The organism is Paenibacillus sp. FSL H8-0261, from assembly GCF_045040645.1.
In the GTDB taxonomy this organism is placed as follows: domain Bacteria; phylum Bacillota; class Bacilli; order Paenibacillales; family Paenibacillaceae; genus Paenibacillus_AQ.
In genome coordinates, this window is sequence record NZ_CP150297.1 from 3,879,978 (window position 1) to 3,902,235 (window position 22,258).

19 protein-coding genes are annotated in these 22,258 nt (G+C 44.7%); 4 read left to right on the forward strand and 15 right to left on the reverse strand.

The annotated features are described in order from the left end of the window. Positions 1 to 7: 7 nt before the first annotated feature. The 4 genes from miaA to mutS are packed head-to-tail and all read right to left on the reverse strand — an operon-like array spanning position 8 to position 6,571. A complete protein-coding gene (miaA, locus tag MHI27_RS17255; RefSeq protein ID WP_405174287.1) occupies positions 8 to 985 on the reverse strand; it encodes a tRNA (adenosine(37)-N6)-dimethylallyltransferase MiaA in 978 nt (325 codons plus the stop codon). Continuing rightward, a complete protein-coding gene (locus MHI27_RS17260; protein WP_405174288.1) occupies positions 978 to 1,757 on the reverse strand; it encodes a class I SAM-dependent methyltransferase in 780 nt (259 codons plus the stop codon). The genes miaA and MHI27_RS17260 overlap by 8 nt, the downstream gene beginning before the upstream one ends. Positions 1,758 to 1,799: 42 nt before the next feature. Continuing rightward, positions 1,800 to 3,785, reverse strand: coding sequence for a DNA mismatch repair endonuclease MutL (mutL, locus tag MHI27_RS17265; RefSeq protein ID WP_341145558.1), 1,986 nt, complete (start codon positions 3,783 to 3,785; stop codon positions 1,800 to 1,802). A gap of 32 nt (positions 3,786 to 3,817) precedes the next feature. Further along, positions 3,818 to 6,571, reverse strand: coding sequence for a DNA mismatch repair protein MutS (gene mutS, locus MHI27_RS17270; RefSeq protein ID WP_405174289.1), 2,754 nt, complete (start codon positions 6,569 to 6,571; stop codon positions 3,818 to 3,820). A gap of 275 nt (positions 6,572 to 6,846) precedes the next feature. Here mutS and MHI27_RS17275 point away from each other — a divergent pair, with 275 nt between their 5' ends. Beyond that, positions 6,847 to 7,644 (forward strand): GNAT family N-acetyltransferase, encoded by a 798-nt coding sequence (locus MHI27_RS17275; RefSeq protein WP_405174290.1) that lies wholly within the window; start codon positions 6,847 to 6,849, stop codon positions 7,642 to 7,644. A gap of 114 nt (positions 7,645 to 7,758) precedes the next feature. Here the strand turns inward: MHI27_RS17275 and MHI27_RS17280 are convergent, their stop codons facing one another. From MHI27_RS17280 to MHI27_RS17310, 7 genes are all read right to left on the reverse strand, one after another. Continuing rightward, complete coding sequence (locus tag MHI27_RS17280) at positions 7,759 to 8,652, reverse strand: putative amidoligase domain-containing protein (protein ID WP_405174291.1); 894 nt, start codon at positions 8,650 to 8,652, stop codon at positions 7,759 to 7,761. A 707-nt stretch (positions 8,653 to 9,359) separates the two neighbouring features. After that, on the reverse strand, positions 9,360 to 9,917 hold the full coding sequence (locus MHI27_RS17285) for an outer spore coat protein CotE (RefSeq protein ID WP_036687755.1): 558 nt from the start codon (positions 9,915 to 9,917) through the stop codon (positions 9,360 to 9,362). A gap of 225 nt (positions 9,918 to 10,142) precedes the next feature. Next, positions 10,143 to 11,165: an HD-GYP domain-containing protein gene (locus MHI27_RS17290; RefSeq protein WP_052404322.1), complete on the reverse strand. Its 1,023-nt coding sequence runs from the start codon at positions 11,163 to 11,165 to the stop codon at positions 10,143 to 10,145. A gap of 165 nt (positions 11,166 to 11,330) precedes the next feature. Next, a complete protein-coding gene (locus tag MHI27_RS17295; RefSeq protein WP_042188904.1) occupies positions 11,331 to 12,317 on the reverse strand; it encodes an aromatic acid exporter family protein in 987 nt (328 codons plus the stop codon). A 95-nt stretch (positions 12,318 to 12,412) separates the two neighbouring features. Then, positions 12,413 to 13,249 (reverse strand): ABC transporter permease, encoded by an 837-nt coding sequence (locus MHI27_RS17300; RefSeq protein WP_405174292.1) that lies wholly within the window; start codon positions 13,247 to 13,249, stop codon positions 12,413 to 12,415. Beyond that, positions 13,249 to 14,025, reverse strand: coding sequence for an ABC transporter ATP-binding protein (locus MHI27_RS17305; protein ID WP_149647283.1), 777 nt, complete (start codon positions 14,023 to 14,025; stop codon positions 13,249 to 13,251). Before MHI27_RS17305 ends, MHI27_RS17300 begins: the two co-directional genes overlap by 1 nt. Before the next feature lie 52 nt (positions 14,026 to 14,077). Then, on the reverse strand, positions 14,078 to 15,100 hold the full coding sequence (locus MHI27_RS17310) for an ABC transporter substrate-binding protein (RefSeq protein WP_149647282.1): 1,023 nt from the start codon (positions 15,098 to 15,100) through the stop codon (positions 14,078 to 14,080). 273 nt (positions 15,101 to 15,373) lie between these two features. Here MHI27_RS17310 and MHI27_RS17315 point away from each other — a divergent pair, with 273 nt between their 5' ends. After that, entirely contained in the window at positions 15,374 to 17,068 is a 1,695-nt protein-coding gene (locus tag MHI27_RS17315; protein ID WP_405174293.1) for an alpha-amylase family glycosyl hydrolase, read from the forward strand. Here the strand turns inward: MHI27_RS17315 and MHI27_RS17320 are convergent. Continuing rightward, entirely contained in the window at positions 17,055 to 17,723 is a 669-nt protein-coding gene (locus tag MHI27_RS17320) for a hypothetical protein (RefSeq protein WP_042188915.1), read from the reverse strand. The two genes, MHI27_RS17315 and MHI27_RS17320, sit on opposite strands and share 14 nt — an antisense overlap. A gap of 142 nt (positions 17,724 to 17,865) precedes the next feature. Between MHI27_RS17320 and MHI27_RS17325 the strand changes: the two genes are divergently transcribed. Continuing rightward, on the forward strand, positions 17,866 to 18,105 hold the full coding sequence (locus MHI27_RS17325; RefSeq protein ID WP_042128392.1) for a hypothetical protein: 240 nt from the start codon (positions 17,866 to 17,868) through the stop codon (positions 18,103 to 18,105). Between the two features lie 497 nt (positions 18,106 to 18,602). Next, positions 18,603 to 19,229: an FMN-dependent NADH-azoreductase gene (locus MHI27_RS17330; protein WP_042188917.1), complete on the forward strand. Its 627-nt coding sequence runs from the start codon at positions 18,603 to 18,605 to the stop codon at positions 19,227 to 19,229. Between the two features lie 118 nt (positions 19,230 to 19,347). On the opposite strand, the gene rsgA is transcribed toward MHI27_RS17330, so the two are convergent. The 3 genes from rsgA to MHI27_RS17345 all read right to left on the reverse strand — a co-directional run bounded on the left by rsgA (position 19,348) and on the right by MHI27_RS17345 (position 22,223). Continuing rightward, positions 19,348 to 20,439, reverse strand: coding sequence for a ribosome small subunit-dependent GTPase A (gene rsgA, locus MHI27_RS17335; protein WP_076283500.1), 1,092 nt, complete (start codon positions 20,437 to 20,439; stop codon positions 19,348 to 19,350). A gap of 496 nt (positions 20,440 to 20,935) precedes the next feature. Beyond that, on the reverse strand, positions 20,936 to 21,607 hold the full coding sequence (locus MHI27_RS17340) for an HAD family hydrolase (RefSeq protein ID WP_405174294.1): 672 nt from the start codon (positions 21,605 to 21,607) through the stop codon (positions 20,936 to 20,938). A gap of 160 nt (positions 21,608 to 21,767) precedes the next feature. Next, positions 21,768 to 22,223, reverse strand: coding sequence for a DUF3939 domain-containing protein (locus tag MHI27_RS17345; RefSeq protein ID WP_405174295.1), 456 nt, complete (start codon positions 22,221 to 22,223; stop codon positions 21,768 to 21,770). Positions 22,224 to 22,258 lie beyond the last annotated feature (35 nt).

Here is a 22,258-nt window from a genome sequence, read left to right on the forward strand (position 1 = left end):
CAATGGTTCAATTATATTGTTCAGAAGTATATTCAAGACCTGAGAGAAACTTTCCTGCTATTATAGCACGTATTTTCGAGAAATTCTCAGAAAAGTTTTGCTCACCTTCGACATCGATCCACTCGATTTCCTTCATGTGGCGAAACCATGACAACTGTCTTTTGGCGAATCGGCGAGTATCGCGTTTAAGCAGTATCACAGCTTCCTCAAGCGTCAGTTCCCCTGCGAGGTAAGCGGCAATTTCCTTGTAGCCCAGTCCCTGCATGGACACAAGGCTTCTGCTGTAGCCGTTTTCCAGCAGTCCCTTCACCTCAGCAACAAGACCATCCGCAAGCATGCTATCAATTCGGTCCTCAATACGTTTATATAGTATTTTCCGGTCCATTGTCAAACCGATAAGGCATAAGTCATAGGGCGACTCCTTCTTTTGAGCTGCATGAGAAGCGGAAAGTGTGGTGTTTGTCTGGTGATGAATTTCCAGTGCCCGTATAATTCTACGGCGGTCATTCGGATGCAATTTCGCTGCACTGACCGGATCAACGGCTTCAAGTCTGGCATGCAGTGCAAGCGCTCCATGTTCTTCTGCAAATTGATCCTGTTCTTTACGGAAAGCTTCGTCAGCCACAGCTTCAGAGAATTGAAAACCGTAACATAAGGACTCAATATAGAGACCCGTTCCCCCAACAATAAATGGAAGTTTCCCACGACTGCTTATCTCTTCGATAAGTCTGCTACCTTGTTCCTGAAATTCAGCAGCAGAATATGGGTCCTGTGGATCATGAATGTCGATTAGGTGGTGAGGAATTCCCATCATCTCAGCTGGAGTAATCTTAGCTGTACCAATATCCATACCACGATAAACCTGCATCGAATCTCCAGAAATAATCTCTGCGTTATATGCAGCCGCAAGCTCCAAACTTAACCTGGTTTTACCTACAGCTGTTGGTCCTAATAAGACTAGAACCTTATGTCTCTCTTTAGTCATCAATGTGTATCACCCCGTACGATGTTTTGGAGTTGCTCCGGAGCAGCTCTGTAAAGCCAAGCCTTTCAAATTCGCCGCTTAGAGCCTTTTCTTTCAAAAGAACAGTTTTACGGGCCACTCTTACCGCCTCAGCTACACTCTCTAGTGATAATGCTGCACGATTAGCAAACTGCCGCAGGGGGGAAATCGAAGCAGAACCGGTCAGCGGCACTCGGAACATAGGATCAAAGTACACAATATCTACACTTCGATCCGGTAGAGCACGTAAGTAGTCCAAATGTTCACTATGAACGACATTAATTCTACGCAAGGCCTCATTAACCCTTACTTGCCCAGAGGTATAATGCCGCATCCCTTCATAGAGCAGTGCATACAGCGGCAATGAGCTCTCCAGAGCGGTAATCTCTGAGGACTCACCACCATGCACAGCAAATAGCAACGAATCAGCACCTAGACCCGCTGTGCAATCTAGTACGCTATCTCCGGGAAGCATTCGAGCAGCGACAAGCATCGGTTCTATATCACCCTTTAGAATCCGTTTCGCACGAACGAAACCCATGCTTGGGTGAAACTCCATAGGCTCCATCCCTAATCGGTGTAAACGAACGGCTTCTTGAGAAAGAATTAGTATATCCTCATCTCCATAGTGTTCCACCATCTTGGGTATAGAGAATTTCTCGCGTGGAGCGTATTTACAGCCCGTTCTTTCTGCGAGATTCTGAGCTCGCTCTACAATATCCATTATCGGGCTATAACCCGTAGTTATAATCATGTTGCCTCCAGTCTTGCTATAAACAAATTTCTAATCGTACAATTACATCACCCGTTTGAACAATTTCTCTAAATCATAGGATGAAAAAGAAATCACAATCGGACGCCCATGTGGACAAGTATACGGCTGTCTGCATGCTGCCAGACGAGACAATAAGGCCTCGACTTCCTGTTCTGTTAGTTTCTGGTTGGCTTTGATGGAGGCTTTACACGAGCATAGAATAGACGATTTCTCTCGTAGCTTTGCTAGGTCAATCAATCGTTCACTCAAGACCCACTCCGCCATTTCTTCAACGATCGCCTTCTCCTCGCCTTCAGGAAACCAATACGGCAAAGATCGAATCAGAAAAGTCTGTCCTCCAAAATGTTCAAGGTACACTCCAGCCTGCTGAAACCAATGTAAACGTTCACTAAGTTGACGACTTTCCGAAGGCGTGAACTCAAGCGTAATTGGCAAAAGCAGATCCTGAGAAGCGTCTTCAGGACGACCGAACTTCTCATAAAAAAACTCGTAATTTATGCGTTCGTGAGCCGCATGTTGATCAATGAGATACAGCCCGCCGTCATTCTGAGCGATAATATAAGTCCCATGATGCTGTCCGATATAATTTAGTTCCGGGAAGGCAGGAAGCCCAGGTTCTTCATCGACTGGCGGTGCCCATAACGCTTGGGCAGAAGGAATCTGCCTCTGCAGGGATGAAGCTTCTTGCGGGCGATATCCATTAGCATAGTTGTTGCTCACATTATTTTGACGTCCTTGTGAAGAGGAAGACTGGTATCCTGACCCGTAGGATGGAGCCGTTTCACGAGTCATCGGAGTATCAATCTGCCCCTCTTTTCTGATCTCCCTGGCGCTCTGTTCAACATTTGATGGTTGTTGTCTACTAAAGGAACTACCAGATCCCTGAGGAACTGGATCCTTGCCCACCTCAGACGGTGGGGGTGCCGGAACTGACCCTTTAGAAAAAGCAAACTGCTCCTGTATAAATGAACTGCTGCCCTTTGGCCCAATGGTTTCTTTACCGGGACGCGGTATCAAACTTTGCCCTAACAACACTTTACGAATTTCTTGTTCAACAAACGTGTAAAGCTCATTCTCCTTACTAAACCGAACCTCCAGCTTAGCTGGATGAACATTGACATCCACAAGTGAAGGATGCATGTCCAGTTCGAGCACCAGCAGTGGATAGCGGTTAATCGGAAGTAAAGTATGATAAGCACGCATGATCGCTGCGTTCAGACCATTGCTGCGAATATATCGTCCTCCCACAATGGTAGTCACTGCGTTTCGATTTGAGCGTGTCCATTCCGGACGACTAATATAACCAGAAATACGATAATCCAAGTCCTCTGCCGTAATCGGCAACATAGCCTTGGCTGCGGAGGTTCCGTACACCGCTGCGATCACTTGCAGCAGATCACCATTACCAAGCGTGTGCAGCAGCTGATTGCCATTATGATGCAAGGTAAAAGAGATTCCCGGATGGGCTAACGCCATTCGATACATGGCATCCGATATATGACCAAGCTCCGTCTGGATACTCTTCATGTATTTCAGCCGTGCCGGTGTGTTAAAAAATAATTCACGCACCGCTAGATCGCTCCCACGGCCCGAAGGGGAATCTTCATTCCGAATTAAATTACCACCCTCAATATCAATCAGGCGTCCTTTGCCGTCATCGGCAGTAGCCGTTAGAAGAGAGACTTTGGATACCGCAGCAATACTGGGGAGCGCCTCACCTCGGAACCCTAAGCTAGTGATCTGGAATAGATCACGCCCATTAGCGATTTTACTTGTGGCATGACGATAAAAGGCGGTCTCGCAATCCTCAGGCTCGATCCCCGAGCCGTTATCTTTTACTCGGATGCTCTGTAAACCGCCTTCCTCCACCGAAACCTCAATCCTTGTGCTTCCTGCGTCAATAGCATTCTCAACTAGCTCCTTCACAACAGAAGCTGGTCGCTCTACAACTTCACCCGCAGCAATCTGGTTGGCAATATGCTCGTCCAATATATGAATTTTGGCCAATTTCATTCACCTCTTATTTAGGCAATCAATAATTAAAGATCCTTTGCTTTCATCTTCAGGTCGTTCAGCAGACTCATAGCCTGAAGCGGAGTCATATTCATAAGATCTGCGTTACGCACAGAAGTGATGAATTCTTTTATCGCAGGATTCTCTTGTACTTCAGTTACTACAGCCGACTGATTTGCACTACCTTTCCGATTCTTACGTGGTTCTTCCTCGCCAAAGATAGACAGTTGAACTACTTCATCTGCTATTGATGAATAGGAGTCTGCAGGAATCCCCGAAGTTTCTGCGATGACATTATCGGGTTGTTGGGTAGATGTAGTTGCGACCTCTTTTGCAGCGGCCTGACTTTCTAGTCCACCCCCATAATGAATAGAGGAACCACCTGGATGAGCCACCTGCTCGATACTCAGAAGCAGACCGTAAGCACGATCAATGATCCCTTCAGGAAGCCCAGCTAGGCGTGCACAATAAATCCCATAGCTACTGTCTGCCGCTCCCGGAACAAGCTTACGCAGGAAGTTAACTTTATCCCCGCTCTCCTGTACGGCCATAGAGTAATTCTTAAGCCCTTTAAGACTTTCTTCTAAGTGAGCCAATTCATGAAAATGCGTCGAAACTAAAGCTTTGCAAGAAATGGTATCGTGCACATACTCAATTACCGCTTGTGCAATCGCCATGCCTTCACTCGTCGATGTTCCTCTACCAAGCTCATCAATAATAATTAAACTCCGGGCTGTTGCTTTTTCTGTCATGACCTGTATGTCGGCCATTTCTACCATAAATGTACTCTGACCTCCGATCAAATCATCAGCTGCCCCAATACGAGTAAAGATTCGATCAATTAGCGGAACTTCTGCACTGGTGGCCGGAACGAAACAGCCAATTTGAGCCATAATACAAATGAGTGCAACCTGCCGCATATAGGTACTTTTCCCAGCCATATTAGGACCAGTGATCAAAAGAATATTTCCGTCTTCCTTACTTAGCGTACTTCCGTTTGCTATAAAAGCCGAGTCCTTTAACACAGCCTCCACGACAGGATGACGACCACCTTCAAGTCGAAGATCGTACCCATCCGATAGAACAGGTTTTACGAAGCGATGCTCGGCACTGACGGCTGCCAGACATTGATACACATCAATCTCAGCTACCTTTTCCGCAAGATTCTGCAGTCGCGGAATTTGGCCGCTGATTCGATCACGCAGTTCAGTAAACAGGCTGTACTCCAAATCTGTCATTTTATCTTGCGCTTCAAGAATCAGTGCCTCTTTCTCTTTAAGCTCAGGTGTAACAAATCGCTCTGCATTTGCAAGCGTCTGCTTACGTTCATAACGCCCTTCCGGCAACGAAGCCAGATTGGATTTGGTGATCTCTATGAAATATCCGAAGATTTTGTTATATCCGATCTTCAGTGATTTGATGCCTGTGGCTTGCCGTTCTTTCGCTTCCAGTTCGGCGATCCAACGTTTACCATTACTACTAGCTTCCCGCAGCTCGTCCAACCTGGCATGATAACCAGAACGGATAATCCCTCCGTCTCGCACGGACACCGGCGCATCTTCAACAATTGCTCGATCTATATCCTCCCGTATCTCGGCACATTCATCCATGCTAGCACCGATCTCGCGTAGGGTTGCAGATCCCGAAGTCATACATAATTCCTTCAAAGCAGGGATTTGTGCCAGTGATAGCTTTAAGGCATTCATGTCACGACCATTCGCACTACCAAAGGCAATACGACCTACCAGCCGCTCTAAGTCATAAATTTCCTTCAACGCTAAACGCAGGTCCTCTCGAACAATAAACTGGTTGTACAAATAATCAACTGCTTCTAGGCGACGTTCGATCGGAGCGCGCTGCAACAGCGGCTTATCTATTCTACGACGTAACAATCGCGCACCCATGGATGTTTCGGTACGGTCTAGTAGCCATAGAAGAGATCCTTTTTTAGAACGTTCTCGGACCGTCTCTGTTAGCTCCAGATTTCGGCGTGTGAACGGATCAAGAATCATATAATTACCTGGTTCATAAGGAGAAATTTGACTAAGTTGTCCCATTGAACGCCGTTGCGTCTCGTTTAGATAGGAGATTAGCAGCGCTAGACATTGTCCACGTTCTTTCTCCAGACGAACCCATGCAGCTTCACCGAATTGTCGACGTGCCAGCTCCTCCTCACGTTTCTCCCAAGGTGTGTACACAACAGGTTTCGCCAACAGAGGCGTTTCACTACGTAAAAGCTCCAATAACGTCGGGTCTCCGATGATCTCAGCCGGTTCATAAATGCCAATCTCATCGCGCAGCCACTCTGCACCAGATAAAACTGAAGTAACATACAATTCACCTGTAGTTAAATCACATGCAGCTAATGCCATCATCCCATCACTTTCGGTTACACAAACAAGATAATTGTTGCTTTTGTCGGCAATGATTTTTCCATCCATAACTGTTCCAGGTGTCACGACACGTACGATATCCCGTTTCACCATTCCCTTTGTGACAGAAGCATCCTCTAATTGCTCACAAATAGCGACTTTATATCCTTTTTCAATCAGGCGTTGAATATAACCCTCGGCGGCGTGATAAGGTACTCCACACATCGGGATCTTCTCTGCGCCCCCGCCTTCGCGACCTGTCAACGTAATTTCAAGCTCCTTAGAAGCCAAAATGGCATCTTCAAAGAACATTTCATAGAAATCGCCCAGTCTAAAAAATAGGAAGGCATCCTTTGCCCCTTCCTTCACTTTTAAATATTGCTCAATCATCGGCGTATATTGTGCCATGGTCAACCTCCATGCCTATTTATTGCTGTCCTCCATTATAACAGAAAATTTGCGTACAAAGTCACCCTGCATCCGCATAGAAGTTCATTCTTCTCGATCCTCAGACAAAAAATCACGAAATCCGACACTATTACTGAAGCTCATTGGGTAGTACCTTTTGTTTATATTTCAAGCATCCATCGTTCATTAGAAGGAGGTGTATTCTTCTGCATCTTAATATTGTAAAATCTTAACACAGAGCGTTAGATCATAAGAAAATAAAAGGAGAATATCAAATGATACGAAGACTTACGGAGGATGATCGGGAACTTCTAATGGCGTTGCTACAGAAAGAGCCTGCTCTTAATTTGTTCATCATTGGAGATGTAGAGAATTTCGGGTTTGAACAGGATTTTATGGCATTGTGGGGAGAAATAGATCCATCTGATGGTCGGATAAAAGCCGTGCTATTACGTTTCTATAGAAGCTATCTTCCTTACGCGGATGGGCCGTTTGATGTGGAAGGATTCGCTACAATCATGCGACAAGATAACGATATTCATATGATTTCCGGTGTAACCGAAGTGGTAAAAGCCTTTGACGGAGTAATTATCTTTAAACAAGAAAAGCAATTATACTTTGCTGAGCTAAAGGAAATGAATGCCAAAATTAAACAGTCCTCTTCTTCCGTTGATAACATTAATAAAGCAACCATCCAGGATGTGGAAGCGATTTGTTCGCTTACGGATACAATAGAAGAGTTTGAAAGCAGTCGGGATGGATCGAGAACTAGCCTACGTAAAACATTGGCGACTGGCACTGGCCGTACGTATTATATGAAAAGTGAAGATCAGGTGATTACAACGGCCTCAACATCAGCGGAAAATTCCATGTCAGCTATGATTGTAGGAGTTGCCACTCATCAAGCATTCAGAGAGCAAGGATTAGCTACAAGCGTAGTTGCACAGCTATGCACAGACTTACTCTCTGAAGGGAAGTCTTTATGCCTCTTTTATGACAACCCTCATGCTGGGGTCATATACAAACGACTTGGATTTCAAGATATCGGCTCTTGGAGCATCATGTACATGTAGACAAGCATAAACGCCTTGGGCGTCCTTATTAGGACGGTAAGCGTTTATGCGAGAAATATTAGATATAAGGGATATGTGAAAAATTAATACTTTCTAATATTTTGAAATATAAGCTCAAGCTTTAACTTTGCTGCACCACAGCTCACGGATATCGCGAGATTCATCCCACGTTCGTTCAGAGGCGATATACTGAAATAAAGGCTCTATGTATTGGGCGGCCTTCTCGTAGCCGCCTAGAGAGCGTAGCTGCGCCAGCAGAGGGGGTACTGCGTCGCGCAGCGGGGATTTATCGCCGTCATAGTAGGCGATATGCAGGTCTTCCAGGTCGAGCGGGCGCAGCGTCAGGTCTTCATAATGGCTCACGATAAGGTGAGCCAGATAGACCGCGCCTTTAGCGATGACCGGGGATACCAGGAAGCTCGGCAAAGTCCGGTACTCAAAGCCGCCATGCGGCTGAATCCGGAAATCGCCGAGCACGCCGTAACGAGGACGACGCGCTCCCGCGCGGACGTCCTCAAGCAAAAGCATCGGCAGCGCGAGATAGTTGTCGAGCGCGCGCAAGAGCGGCGCCGTCAGCGTCACGCCGCTGAAGTGCAAATGGCCGCCGAGGGCCCAGCCCGTCAGCGGCATGCCTCCCGCCCGCCAGCGCAGCGTGCGATCGGCGATGAGCCGGTCCGCCGTAGCCGCGGCGGACATCAGCTGCGCCAGCAGCGCGCGTGGTTCCCCGCGCGGCTGGGGGCGCAGCTCGGCGACCGGGAACGCGCCGCGCGTTCCCGGAGGGCCGGCGTCGCAGCCGGCGACGCCGTCCGTGGGCAGGTACCGCGACGCAGGCACGACGCGGCCCGTGGACTCCCGGAGGATGATAAACTCCGGGTCCATACCCATGAGCAGGCCGCTGCGGCCTGGCTGCTCCAGAGCAAGGCTCCGTTCCAGCGCTAATGCTGCGGAACGATAAGGCTCTGGCAATGATTTGCCGGAACTCTGTAGTAGTGGAGTGACTCCCTCCACGACATACCTCCTATTCCCCATTGCCCTCAGAAGGACCTCACCGCTATCCAGCCCCAAGCTGTACAAAGTCCGAACAGCAATACGCTGAAGTAATTTCATTACTCCACGCCATACTCCTGGTGCAGCCCCCATTGATTCGTTGCTATCGACTCTATCCATTCGCACAGCCCCGGCTAGCAAATCGGAGGCTGCGCGCATACCTGGGCCTGCTCCTAGTGGAGTGATCTGCAGAACGCTCAAATTATACACGAGTATGTTATAGCACTGTTTATGGGCCTTATCGGAAGGCAGAGTATCATATGTATCTTCTAAGCGATTTCTTTCACCAGAGGTCTGGTTTCTCCGCAGAGATGCTTCTGAGCCCTTCATTCGCAACAGTTCCTGCTTACTAGACGAAGTGAGCGTCGCTTCAATCCCGCTCCGAAATAATCTAGACTCTCTCTGTGCTGATGACAATCCCCAATACACCTTAAACCCCTCATTCATTCTCCTGCCCCTCCATCCATCGCAGCCCAAGATTGAAAGCCCTGCAGTAGCACTTCATGCCCATTCATATGAACCAAGTTGTTCTTCATCCACTCTGATTCCAGTTTTAATTCTAAAAATAAATAAAAAAAAGGAGGGCATTCGCCCTCTACGCCGCCGCCCTCCCTACATATAATGGACCATAACCCATCAGTACTCAGTTAACGGCGGCGTATCCTTCCTTACAGTTCATCATCCAGATTGTCAGGGTCTAGATCATCGTAATCGAAGCTATCACCTTCAAAATCATAATCCTTGTCTTCTGGATCATCGCTTTGCTCAGTGACATACACACGGACTTTGGTCTCAGCCACCAACTCCACTTCGAATTCGCGCTCTACGCGAAGTGTCACACTGCCTCCGCCTGGCGATACGCCCGCTTCTACACAGTTGGGTTCCTGCGTTGCCTCCGCAGAGACCTCAACGGTAGAAGTGCGGTGTCTCGTGTCCAGGTACGAAAGCGGAATGAGCTCCACATAGGAGACCGTTTCTTTAGCTACCTCGGTCTGCTTGTTCTTGTCGTACGAGTACCAGATGTTTACATCGTAAGTACCAATTACTTCGATTCCGTTCCCGGCGGCAACCGCTTCGTACTGGTGGTTGATAATCCAAGCCCCCAGAATACTAGTCGGGTGATGTGGCGGAGTCACGGTATGGGTTGCTGTAGAGAACTTACGACCTTTGCCGCAAATTGCCTTCGTAATGATCTCCCTTGTTTGACGTTTATGGCTTAATGACATCTTTAAACCTCCTCCATACAATCATTCACTATCAAGTGTATGCAGGTTCTAGGCATTTGTTGATTGTTAGTCTATAAATAAATTTGAGTAAGCCCTCCAGAGGGTCTTATCAGAAGATTTATAGTTCATTTTATTTCAAAATTTGTACAGATATGAGTAGATTATAAAAATGGTCCAGCCTGATACATATCCATTCTGAACGTTAAAAAAACCTTATAAAGCCCGCTATTGCGGGATTACGCGCATAATACCAATAGATCTATGTTTGCTCAGGTCAATAAAATCGTCATCAATATTCACGAGGGGACGCAGTGGATCAGTAGCAAGAATCATAATGATTTTCCCTGTCCGTCCATCTGTCAATTCCACTTCATTCCCTATCATTGACTGCATTAACTTATTAATAAAGACTCTACAAATATAAGGGTCAAGCTTGCCAAATACGTTTTCCTCCATCTGAAGCAACACTTCATAAAGAGGTGAAGCTTTACGATAAAACCGGTCGGATGTCATCGCATGGAACACGTCTGCTACTGCAACAATTTTACTGAAATCAGTGATCCGATTCCCAAGTACACCGAATGGATAACCACTGCCGTCCATTCTTTCATGATGCTGCAGGGCGACGAGCGCTTGCAAATGATTGGTTCCAATAGTGTCCCGGATCATCTCGTATCCATAGGTCGTATGCTTTTTCATAAGCTGATACTCCTCAGCGGTCAACGGGCCCGGCCGGGTTAATAATTCATCCGGAATCCTCATTTTTCCGATATCATGAAGGGTCGCTGCGATCGTCAGCATACTCAAATCCTCAGGCTTTAATTTTAGCCATTTACCTAGCAATGTAGATAAAATACCAACCGCTACATTATGTCTGTATGTATAATCATCCTTGGACTGCAGTGCAGCCAATACGCCGTAGAAGTCATTCTTTTCGCTTACCTGCTGAATAAACGGAATGACTTCATTTCTAACTTCAAGCATAGGAATTCGTTTGTTTTTGTTATGACGAAGCTGTTCAAAAATATTCTCTATCGCAGCTGTGCAATCATCGATTGCAAGTTGGAAAAATTCCGCGCTATCCAGCTGTACGACGTCATGAGACTCTAGGGTGATCTTATGTTGATTGATTAATCGTATATGCTCAGCACTTAATAAAGTCAATGCGGGTAAAACAAATACTCCTTTGTCATTAAAAAGGTTAGCTATAAGCTGTTTTCCTATAAATGATTCCATAACTTTGTCCATACGCCTCACCTGCCAATGCGGAAAATTCGACTACCGAACTTCCTGCTATTATTTGAACTCACCATAAAATCGTTAATCATATCCTGTGATCAACTTTTAGCTCATACATATCTTATCGTGATTTTGACAGAGATAGTTAATACTTCAGTTTATTAAAGCTTCAATTTAAGCCTTATTTCGAATCTTCAAACGTTTCTCCGGCTTGTAACTGACCGGGATTTTATGCCGCTTAGCGATCTTTAAATAAAGTGCCAGTTCCCTGCACAACTGAAGAATAGCTGAGCGCACTTCAAATTCCTCACGTGTCTCTGGCAGATCCATTTCTTCGAATTCTCTTGTTAGCTCGTCCAGTAAATGTTCAGTTCGTCCAGTATATTCTTCCGCAAGCACATCCCCGCTAAGCTGGTCAAATAACTCAGCAACCATCTCCCCATGCGGTAAATGGCGGTACACTTGAGAAAGCAGCTGCATCATACTTTGAATCGATTCCAGTTGCTCCTTCCGCATGTAGAAATAAACATTCCATGCTTCATCAGGATGAATAACATGATTCTCCATCTCACGGGTAGCTGCCGTTAATCCCCGCTGCACTGTATTATCTGCGTCAATTAATTCTTTGCCGTCCCAAATATACGCAGGATCTCGAAGCGTTCGGGCCATCTGTGTAAAAATAACCGAAAAATAGCGATCCACTTCCTTACGGATCCCATAAATGACCCCACCAGTCTGAGGCATGTAAATCAAGTTTACCAGCCCTGCTGAACCGAGCCCAATAGCCAGAAGCTCTATTTGCTGCAACAGGACATGGAGCGATAGTTCAGCTTGTCCAAACACGCGAAACACGATAACCGAGCTGGTGACAATTCCTTCTTTGTAGCCAGACTTTACAATCATCGGAAAGCCCACGAGTACATACAGCCCGAGCACCCAGTAATGGAACCCTAGAAGCCAGAATAGGATGCAGCCAAAAAAGAGTCCCACGAGCGAGGCTAAAAAACGAGCCGTTATCGTTCGGAAACTCCTTTTCAAAGTAACCTCTACACCCAAAATTGCCAGCAAGCCTGCACTCTGCGCATTAGGTATACCCACTGCAGACGCAACTAGTACGGATAATAACGTAGCTGCTGCTGTTTTTATCACACGAAATCCCATAGCCTTATCTCTCCTTACAAGCACTAACCCAATAAATAGGTAAAGATATAGACATGTTACAAGATTTTGTGTACGGACACAATATTACATAAGGTTCATCTCCGGGATAACAACCGCTTCTCAAGATATACCACTAATTGATACATTGCTGTAGCCACGGCCGCGATAATCAAAAGACTGGACATCACTAGCGTGAAATTAAAGACCTGGAAACCATAAATAATCAGATAACCCAGACCCGATTTAGCGACCAGGAACTCCCCTACGATAACTCCTACCCATGACATCCCCACATTCACCTTTAAGGTGGAGACCACCGTCGGGAACGAGGCTGGAAGAATTACTTTAAAGAACACCTGAACTCTGGAAGCTCCGAAGGAACGAACCACCTTAACCAGATTCGGATCCACACTGCAAAAACTATTGTACACAACAAGCGTCGTTATAATCACCGTTATAGATAAAGTAGTAACAACGATAGCAGTGAATCCGGCTCCGAACATGACGATAAAAATCGGACCCAGAGCCACCTTCGGCATACTGTTAAATACGACCATATACGGATCAAGCACTGCTGATAAAAAAGGAGACCACCAAATGATCACAGCAAGTAGTGTCCCTAATAGCGTTCCTAGTACAAAGCCTACCGCAGTCTCACCTACCGTCATCCCCAGATGCGGCCACAAGCTTCCACTGACTATATCTCCCCAGATCTGCCGGAAGATTTTTGTGGGATAGCTGAATAATAGCTCATCAATCCAGCCCATTCTTGCGCCAGCTTCCCAGAGAACAAAAAACAGCAGTAACAGGCTGCTCCTTACAACAATCACCTGATTGCGCCAGCGGTGCTTCGTTTTTTTATAATCGCCATGCAATTGTTGTAGCCACTGTTCACGGGAAGCTAATAACCCCGATTGCTCCGTATGCTTCATTAGCTTTCCCTCCCTGCAATCTCCATCTCTTTCCATATTTCATGAAAAAGCTCCGAAAAGCCTGGCTGATCACGTGCAAATAGCGGAGGTGCTGACCGGATTTGCTCTGGCACTGAAAATACTTTTCGGATCTTCCCTGGATTTCGTTGTAGAAGAATAACACTGCTGCTTACCGCAATGGCCTCAGATAGATCATGAGTAACTAATATTGCAGTTGTCCCCCTGCTGCGTAAGGTCTCAGAGACCAAATCTTCCAGCTGTAATTTGATCTGGTAATCAAGTGCCGAGAACGGCTCGTCTAGTAGAAGGAGTCCAGGATTCGTTGCCAAGGTGCGTACCAGAGCTACTCTCTGCCGCATCCCACCTGATAACTGAGTAGGAAAGGCGTGCTCTTTGCCCTCTAAGCCCATCTCTCGAAGTAGCTCCAACGTCCGCTTTCTGCTCTCTTCGTTCAAGTTTCCAGTCAGCTCTAGTCCTAGAATGGCATTATCCAGAATACTCCGCCAAGGAAAAAGATAATCCTGCTGCAGCATATACCCAACCTCTGGTGAGGGTCCCATTATGGGTTGGCCATTTACGAACACTTCGCCTTGAGATGGCTGCAGCAGTCCTGCAATAATCGATAGGAGAGTCGTCTTACCGCAACCACTTGGTCCGACTAAGCTAACGAACTCTCCTTGCTCGACATTAAGGTTCAGGTCCTCAACGGCCAGTGAAGCTTCACGGTCGCCAAGATAGGCATGCGTTACTCCCTTTAATTGCACTACTGGAAGCATTGTCAGCCCCTCCTTCAATTTACACATCTTATTTAGGATCTTTGGTTCTCTCTTATTTTGAAGTGCTGCTCGTTATGCTCTTCTCAGCTTTCTCAGCAAAACTGTTATTCACTATTTTGTCAGCGGGAACGCGTTCTTTAAGCTCACCAGCATTATCAATCACATCAAGCAAATTGTTCCATTCTTCTTGATCTATAATTGGATTAACCGCATAGGTATCCTGTTCCTTATAACGTTTGACTGCAGAAACCACGATATCTCTATCCGTCTTATCAAAATAAGTCATAATCGCATCCGCGATTTCTTCAGGGCTATGTTCCTTCACCCAAAGCTGAGCACGCTGGATCGCATTTGTGAACTTCTGTACCGTGTCTCCATTTTTACTAATATAGCTGTTCTTAGACATAAACACGGTGTACGGTAAATAGCCGCTTTCCACACCAAACGAAGCCACTACTGCACCTCGGTTCTCACGTTCAAAGATTGAAGCCTGTGGTTCAAACAGCTGTACATAATCGCCTGTACCTGAAGCAAAAGCACCGGCAATATTAGCAAAGTCAATATTTTGGATCAAGGTAATGTCTTTAGTAGGATCTATTCCTTTTTTAGATAAAGTAAACGCACCTGCCATTTGTGGCATTCCGCCTTTTCTTTGCCCCAGGAAGGTAGAACCCTTCACTTTATCCCAGTTAAACGCTCCGTCAGCTTTACGGGCAAACAAGAACGTTCCATCCCTCTGAGTCAGCTGTGCAAAATTAATGACCGGATCATCTGAACCCTGTTGATACACATAAATGGAGGTTTCAGAACCTACCAATGCAACATCGATGGCACCTGAGAGGAGTGCAGTCATGGTTTTATCTCCACCGGGGATCGTCTGTAGCTCTACGTCAAGTCCTTCGTCTTTAAAGAAATTTTGTGATAAGGCAACATATTCGGGTGCATAAAAGACAGAACGGGTGACTTCACCAATCTTCACCTTTACCAACTCTGACTTTCCGCCGCAACCGGCAAGCACTGAAAAGCATAAAGTAATGATCATGAGCGACAATGACAGCTTTTTCCTAATCTTCATTCTTCATTCTCCTTTCTTACCGGGTCCTTCGCCCTTGCTTAAAGCATATGCAGATGCCTACGAAAAGGTTAAAACCTCCAATAACCTAGGGAAATCCAAGAATAACCATGATACTAGCGACTTTTATTGAAGGAATGGATAAATATCGTTTAATTTGCTGTTTTTGTATCTGTGCAAACGTTTTACCAATGGGGATGCATTCGAGTACTATAGGAAATAAAGCGCTTTCCATTTCTTGAATTAGAAAATTTGCAATAGAAGGAGTTATTACATATGTATAAAGGTGTTACATTCAAAACCAAAAAAATCACAATATGCTCTCTGGTGGGCATCAGTCTAACCACATTACTGCTGTCCGGTTGTTCTGGTAATCAAAGCAACAAAACATCCATTGCCACGCCCTCCCCTAAAGCAGACTCCATTCAGAGCACCGCTACACCTCAAGCATTGATAAATAAGACGGATGAACAACCTTCCGCTGTTTATTATGAATTATTTGTTCGTTCCTTCTATGATTCAGACGGCGATGGCATTGGAGATCTAAAAGGGATCACCCAAAAGCTGGATTACTTAAATGATGGGAATCCTGAAACCACGACTGATTTGGGGATTGGCGGGATTTGGCTCATGCCCATCAACCCATCACCAAGCTATCATGGATATGATGTAACCGATTATCGTGCGATTAATCCTGATTATGGGACGATTGAGGATATGCAGGAGCTAATTAAAGAAGCGCATAAACGAGGAATAAAAATAATTATGGATTTGGTTGTGAATCATACCTCCAAAGAACACCCATGGTTCGTAGACTCGGCTAAAAACAGTGACAGCAAATATCGCGATTGGTACGTCTGGGCTGAAGATCAAGGTCGTCCCGCAAATGGAGCCAGCGCTGCTGGCGGTGGCAGTGCGTGGCATTCTATACTTGGCAGTCATTATCTGGGCGGATTTTGGGAAGGCATGCCTGATCTGAATTTCGATAATGCAGAAGTTCGTACTGAGATGAAGGACATCGGAAAATTTTGGCTGGAGCAAGGTGTGGATGGCTTCCGACTAGATGCTGCGAAGCATATCTACGAAGATCTTTTGAGTGATAAAAGTGAGGCTACTACCGCTAAAAATGTGTCCTGGTGGCAGGAGTTCCGCAAGGCTATGAATGAAGTAAATCCAGAGGCATATATAGTTGGCGAGGTCTGGGAGAATTCTGCTGTCACTGTCGGAGCTTATTTAGATCAAGCTTTTAACTCAAGCTTTAACTTTGGCTTAGCAGAAACACTGGTGAACTCTGTAAAAACTGAAAAAGACAGCGGGACGGCCTTTACGCTGGAACGAACCTATAAATTGTATTCCAAAATATCCGATAACCAATTTACCGATGCTACTTTCTTGACGAATCATGATCAAAACAGAGTCATGAGTCAATTAGACAATAACCCGAATCATGCAAAAATGGCAGCAGCCCTACTGTTAACTTTGCCTGGGAATCCCTTTATCTATTATGGTGAAGAAATTGGAATGCTCGGTGTGAAGCCAGATGAAGGACTTCGAGAGCCTATGAGATGGAGTGCAGCCGATCAAGGAGAGGGGCAGACTACTTGGGAGGCCGGACGTAATAATGCGGGTGCGATAAACGTTGATGTTGAGAGCCAGCTGAATGACAGTGGTTCAATGCTAGAAAGATATCGCGAGCTTATTGCGCTAAGAAATGAGATTCCTGCGCTCCGGGATGGCGGAATCCGTGACTATGCTTCTGGCAATCCCGGGGTTATGGCTTACGAACGACTAACAACACAGGATCAGGTGCTCGTCGTTCATAACCTTACTGGAGAAGAACAAACTATTGTACTACAACCCAATGTCGAGGGTTTCTCTTACTCCAAGATCCTAAAGACGATTGCTGTCAAATCGATCTTGAATTCAGATCAACTTACCCTCCCTCCTTATTCAACTGCTATTGTGGAGTGAGAAACGCGGAAGAATGTAACACCCACTTTGTTACTGACCCACATAATTGAGCTTTTGTAATCGGGAGGGCTATAAGCCAGTCTTTGGATGGATCACTGCTCATTCGTAACAACCAGCCACTGGAATGATCGCCTAAGAAGCGTGCTTTCTGGAAGCTCCATCCACTGTCACTGGACGTGCAGAGTCGTAATTCTCCTTCCGCCATGAAGCACTTCATCACCCGTGCTAGTTGGATGGAATGTACATCATCCCCTGTCTCTGCTGCTAAACAATCTGAGAGCATTTGCAGCGTGGATGAGCATGAGCTTTTTTTCAGCTCCTCAAATTTTCTTTTTGACATTAGTAATGCCGGAATCCCGTGATTAAAGAGCTCCTTCATGTTCTCACATTCGAACAGCTGAAGACAAAAGCTCTCCGTTTCACTTTCATCCTTTAATTCATAGGGCAGGGTTTCCGGGTTACTATTGCAGATTACTAGTATCCGGTCTTTATGTATTTGCAGACACAGATCCTTCATTTCCTCCTTCTCTTTATATTTCAATCTACAGATCCGTTCTGCGTTTAAACCTGTATGTAACTGATCCAGAACTGCTTGCCCCATTACTTCATCTGGAAATAAAAAATGCGTTAAATCGGCCAATCCATTGTCATTCACATCATTGTATCCTTCCTGTATTTCATATATATGTATATTAATCTAACAATCTTTATGTTATCATAAGCTAATTTTAAGGTAAAATTAAGAAACAAAGGGTATTATCATTAACATGAAATACTTTTAGCGAGGTGTCTTCAAAATGAGAATGCTCATCACATTTCAGAACAAACTTGTACCTGTGTATTTCACAACAGAAAATAAACAGCCCACTCAAAAAGTACTTAGATTACTTAACAGTACGTTGGAGCTCAAAATTCAAAAGGGCAAGAATGCTATCCAGAAATGCCTGAATTCATTAATTAGTATCGAAATTAAAGGCTCTGAGGCTATATTGCACAGTTATAGTGAGAATGATTCATTGGCGCTATCCCTCTATTAATAGAGGGGTAGTTTTTTTGTAAAGTTTCTTTTATCCTTTGGCAGACAAAACAGCAAGTCTCTGAAAGAGACTTGCTGTTTTTAAGTTTTGCAGCTTTAGTAATGAATGATTACACCAGTATGGGACAATATCAGCTAATCTTATAGTTCTTATTCTCTGCTTTTTCAGCTTTCTGTATTCGAAGTTTAAAGAGTCTCACTAAATTTTGGCGTGTATGCTCTTCGTGACAGCTATCCAATTTCTTAATGATAAACCGATCAATGGACATGTCCATCGCTCCTTTTAATTCATTCAGATCCTTATGAATATAGGCAATATTTTCCTGTTTCCTTGTAAGTTTATTAACCGGGATTTCTATTATTCAAACTCTTGTTCCTTTATAAAATACTCTTTTCCCCCCCAAAAAAAATCACAAAAAAATAATTTACAAACAAAATAATACATGCTATATTATTTATAGTTAATATTAAATACACACATCCAAGGGAGCAATCATAATGTCTAATGTTTTATTTATCAAAGCAAACAACCGTCCAGCAGAACAATCGGTAAGTGTTAAGCTTTACAATGAATTTTTGGAGAACTACAAACTTAACAATCCAGAAGATGAAATCACTGAACTTGATTTGTTCGCAGAGCAACTTCCTTACTACGACAATACCCTGATCACTGGTATGTACAAAGCTGCTCAAGGTTACGAACTAACAGCTGAAGAAGCAGCAGGTGCTGCTGTAGTTAATAAATATCTGGAACAGTTTATCGCTGCTGATAAAGTAGTATTCGGTTTCCCACTGTGGAATATGACTGTACCAGCTGTATTGCATACTTATGTCGATTACCTTTGCCAAGCTGGCAAAACATTCTCTTACACTGCTGAAGGTCCAGTTGGTCTTTTGACAGGTAAAAAAGCAATCGTACTGAACGCTAGAGGTGGCATTTATTCCGAAGGTCCTGCAGCAAGTGCTGAAATGGCTGTAAACTTCATCGTTGGTAACCTTAACCTTTGGGGTATCAAAGATATTACTCAAGTAATCATCGAAGGCCACAACCAACTTCCTGCACAATCCGCTGAAATTATTGAGAACGGATTGCAATTGGCTAAGGAAACTGCAGCATCGTTCTAATACAAGCTATAAGAGAATTTAATAAAAAGGGTGACCCTGAGCTCAGGGTCACCCTTTTTTTGACTATCTAGCCTATTGGAACACTACTCTTGGCTCCGTCGCTGTCTATAAAGTTCTTCTAATACTCATCAAGTTCTTTACGCCAACCGTACCCTCTAGTCCTTGTCGAATGAACTTTAGAAGAAGCTGCAGTTTTTCTCTTGAGCTTCACCTCTTTGGTGCTCTGGTACAGCAGCTCCCGCTGTGTCTTTCGGTAGTTCAGCAGTCTCTTCTCTTCGAGCTCACCGTTATGAACCGCTTCAAGTACCGCACAGCCCTCCTCACGTTCATGTCTACAGTTACTAAACCGACATGCAGCAGCTAAGCTGCTAATATCACTGAACGCCAGATCTAATCCACCCTCATCTTCCCACAGCTGCAGCTCACGCATCCCTGGTGTGTCTACTATGATTCCTCCGTCCGGCATAATAAACAGTTCACGGTGGGTAGTGGTATGACGTCCACGGCTATCTCCTTCTCTTACATCCTGTGTAAGCTGAAGATTCTTTCCACATAACCAGTTGACCATCGTAGATTTGCCGCAGCCTGATGAGCCCGTTAGAGCTACTGTCTGTCCACTCCCAATGTAAGGCAGCAACTTCTCACGGCCATTATCTTGCAGTGCACTAACCGCATGAACAGGCACACCTGGAGCGGCGCTTTCCATTTCGGCAATTTTACTCTCTGCATCTAGGCAAAGATCTGCTTTGGTCAGTAGAATGACTGGATTGGCCCCGCTGTTCCAAGCCATGATTAAGTATCTCTCCATCCGCCGAACATTAAAGTCATCATTCAAAGCACTGACCAGAAATAAAGTGTCTACATTCGAGGCAACAATCTGCTCCTCTTGTGTGTTACCAGCTACCTTGCGTGAGATGACACTATGCCGAGGCAAAATCCCATGTAAAATCGCATGCTCACCGCCATCCTGCATTGAAAGAGCCACCCAGTCGCCGATCGCTGGAAAATCACCTGAAGCGACAAACGTATGTCTCAGCTTGCCTGATAGCTCCCCCCATGTCTCTCCCAAATCAGTCATCACCCTATACTTACTGCCAAAATCGCCTACAATTCTTCCGGGTACAAGCCGTTTATCCTCCGTCTCCTTCCACTTTTCATCCCATTTTGAACTCCAATTTTCATTCCAACCATATTGCTGTATGTTAGTCATTTGAATCCTCCTAAAGATCTGTTTAAGTTTTTGTTTTTATTTACCATGTACTGCTAGCATTTTCCGAGAACACAAAAAGCCGTCGGAATTTAAGACTCCGGCGGCGGTCACACTTCATGAACTCTTCTAGAACGAAAAGGACAAAAAGTGTACACATAATCAGGAAAATGTCTAATCCTAAAGACAAGGATAAGTTCATTTTCCCGTGCGATATATAGAGAAATAGACAATTAACTACAATTCCTATCGATTCTATATACGCAAAAAAGCCGCCGGACCCAATACGGTTCCCGCGGCTCTAATAAGCGTAATAGAGCTTACCTGCTAAACTGCACGAATAACTTATTCGGCAGCCGCTGTTCCCGGAAGACACGTATCCACAACAGTTGAGTTCATTACATTTAGAACTGTCATAAAACATCGTCTCCTTCCGAAATAAGATGCTGTTATCATAAACGGCGCTGCCGTATAATGTCAACTATAAATTTTGATAAAATTACAAAATGGACTTAAGCTCATTCAACTCGTATATTATCTTCCAAGGTTGTATGTCCAATTGATCGTCCCAAGTATGTTTTCTTTGCAGCCAAATGCCTTGTAGCCCTGCTTTCCCTGCACCCCAGATATCATTCACGGGGTGATCTCCAATAAACAATGTCTGATCCGCAGTAACTCCCAATCTGTCTAATGCAAGTTGATAAATCTTAGGATCAGGCTTAGCGATTTCTACTTCTCCAGAAATGACAATAGCCTTGAAGTACTCTCGCAGGGCAAGGGTATCAATTTTGGTGTTCTGGATATCTACTTTGCCGTTGGTAACCAGACCAAGTATATAACCGCGCTCTTTGCAGTACTTCAGAACGTCCACAGCATCCTTCATCGTAGCACCATGATTGATATAACTCGCATCATAATATGCACGAATATGTTCAGCCGTAACTGGTGTTTCCCAAGGCAGTACCTCGCTTAGCTCTACGAAGAATCCGTCCTTATCACGGTAACCATCAGCATCTCTGTGAATCATATCTTCTACTACCTTCTGCGCTTCTTCAGCTTCCAAATGTCCTAGAAAATCCTGAACAAACTGAGTACTAAAACTGCGAAATGTATGGTCACGATCCATTAAAGTATTATCCAAATCAAATAATATAGCTTGTACTTCTTTCATCAAGCGATTCCCCTTATATGCTGTTGATTATAAAATTTAACTTACAGAAATCTATTGTACTATGCCTTTGAAGACAATGAAAAGACCATTCTGTAAAAAGGAACAGCTGTCTCCCCTTCTACTGAACAGTCTTTATAGGCTTTATATTTGATTTATTCATTTACTCAAAATGCTCCGCACGATGTGTCAGCATCATTTCCTCTTCTGTGATATACAGAGGGAAAGGAGGGGTTTCTTTGAGATAACTTTCTGTGGCTAGCAAACGATAATGAACCTCAGGTAACCATGCATCTTCAACAAGTGGCAACTGTCCTGTATCACTGATGTAATTGTCTACAGCGGACTGAACCATATCAAGGTAATACGGAACAAGCTTATCTTGTTCCTCGAAAACTTCATAGGTCTCGCGTGACATATAGAAATTCTGCTCTGGAATTCCTCCTAAATACCGTTTTAGTCTGCTCAAATCTATTCTTTTGTCTTCAAGGATTAAGGCTGTTCTATTAATGAGCGCAGGCATATCTTCTTCAAACTGTCTGATCGCCTGCTTGACTTGGGTTAAGGTAACGGTAATATGATCGGATTGGGGTTGTTTTTTTGTGCGTTTAAAAAACATAAGACAAGTCTCCTTTCGAAAAACTATCTTTGTTA

Excerpts from the sequence above, each read along its gene's own strand:
- miaA (WP_405174287.1), bottom strand. The coding sequence starts at position 985 with ATGACTAAAGAGAGACATAAGGTTCTAGTCTTATTAGGACCAACAGCT.
- MHI27_RS17260 (WP_405174288.1), bottom strand. The coding sequence starts at position 1,757 with ATGATTATAACTACGGGTTATAGCCCGATAATGGATATTGTAGAGCGA.
- mutS (WP_405174289.1), bottom strand. The coding sequence starts at position 6,571 with ATGGCACAATATACGCCGATGATTGAGCAATATTTAAAAGTGAAGGAA.
- MHI27_RS17275 (WP_405174290.1), top strand. The coding sequence starts at position 6,847 with ATGATACGAAGACTTACGGAGGATGATCGGGAACTTCTAATGGCGTTG.
- MHI27_RS17285 (WP_036687755.1), bottom strand. The coding sequence starts at position 9,917 with ATGTCATTAAGCCATAAACGTCAAACAAGGGAGATCATTACGAAGGCA.
- MHI27_RS17290 (WP_052404322.1), bottom strand. The coding sequence starts at position 11,165 with ATGGACAAAGTTATGGAATCATTTATAGGAAAACAGCTTATAGCTAAC.
- MHI27_RS17295 (WP_042188904.1), bottom strand. The coding sequence starts at position 12,317 with ATGGGATTTCGTGTGATAAAAACAGCAGCAGCTACGTTATTATCCGTA.
- MHI27_RS17300 (WP_405174292.1), bottom strand. The coding sequence starts at position 13,249 with ATGAAGCATACGGAGCAATCGGGGTTATTAGCTTCCCGTGAACAGTGG.
- MHI27_RS17305 (WP_149647283.1), bottom strand. The coding sequence starts at position 14,025 with ATGCTTCCAGTAGTGCAATTAAAGGGAGTAACGCATGCCTATCTTGGC.
- MHI27_RS17310 (WP_149647282.1), bottom strand. The coding sequence starts at position 15,100 with ATGAAGATTAGGAAAAAGCTGTCATTGTCGCTCATGATCATTACTTTA.
- MHI27_RS17315 (WP_405174293.1), top strand. The coding sequence starts at position 15,374 with ATGTATAAAGGTGTTACATTCAAAACCAAAAAAATCACAATATGCTCT.
- MHI27_RS17325 (WP_042128392.1), top strand. The coding sequence starts at position 17,866 with ATGAGAATGCTCATCACATTTCAGAACAAACTTGTACCTGTGTATTTC.
- MHI27_RS17330 (WP_042188917.1), top strand. The coding sequence starts at position 18,603 with ATGTCTAATGTTTTATTTATCAAAGCAAACAACCGTCCAGCAGAACAA.
- rsgA (WP_076283500.1), bottom strand. The coding sequence starts at position 20,439 with ATGACTAACATACAGCAATATGGTTGGAATGAAAATTGGAGTTCAAAA.
- MHI27_RS17340 (WP_405174294.1), bottom strand. The coding sequence starts at position 21,607 with ATGAAAGAAGTACAAGCTATATTATTTGATTTGGATAATACTTTAATG.
- MHI27_RS17345 (WP_405174295.1), bottom strand. The coding sequence starts at position 22,223 with ATGTTTTTTAAACGCACAAAAAAACAACCCCAATCCGATCATATTACC.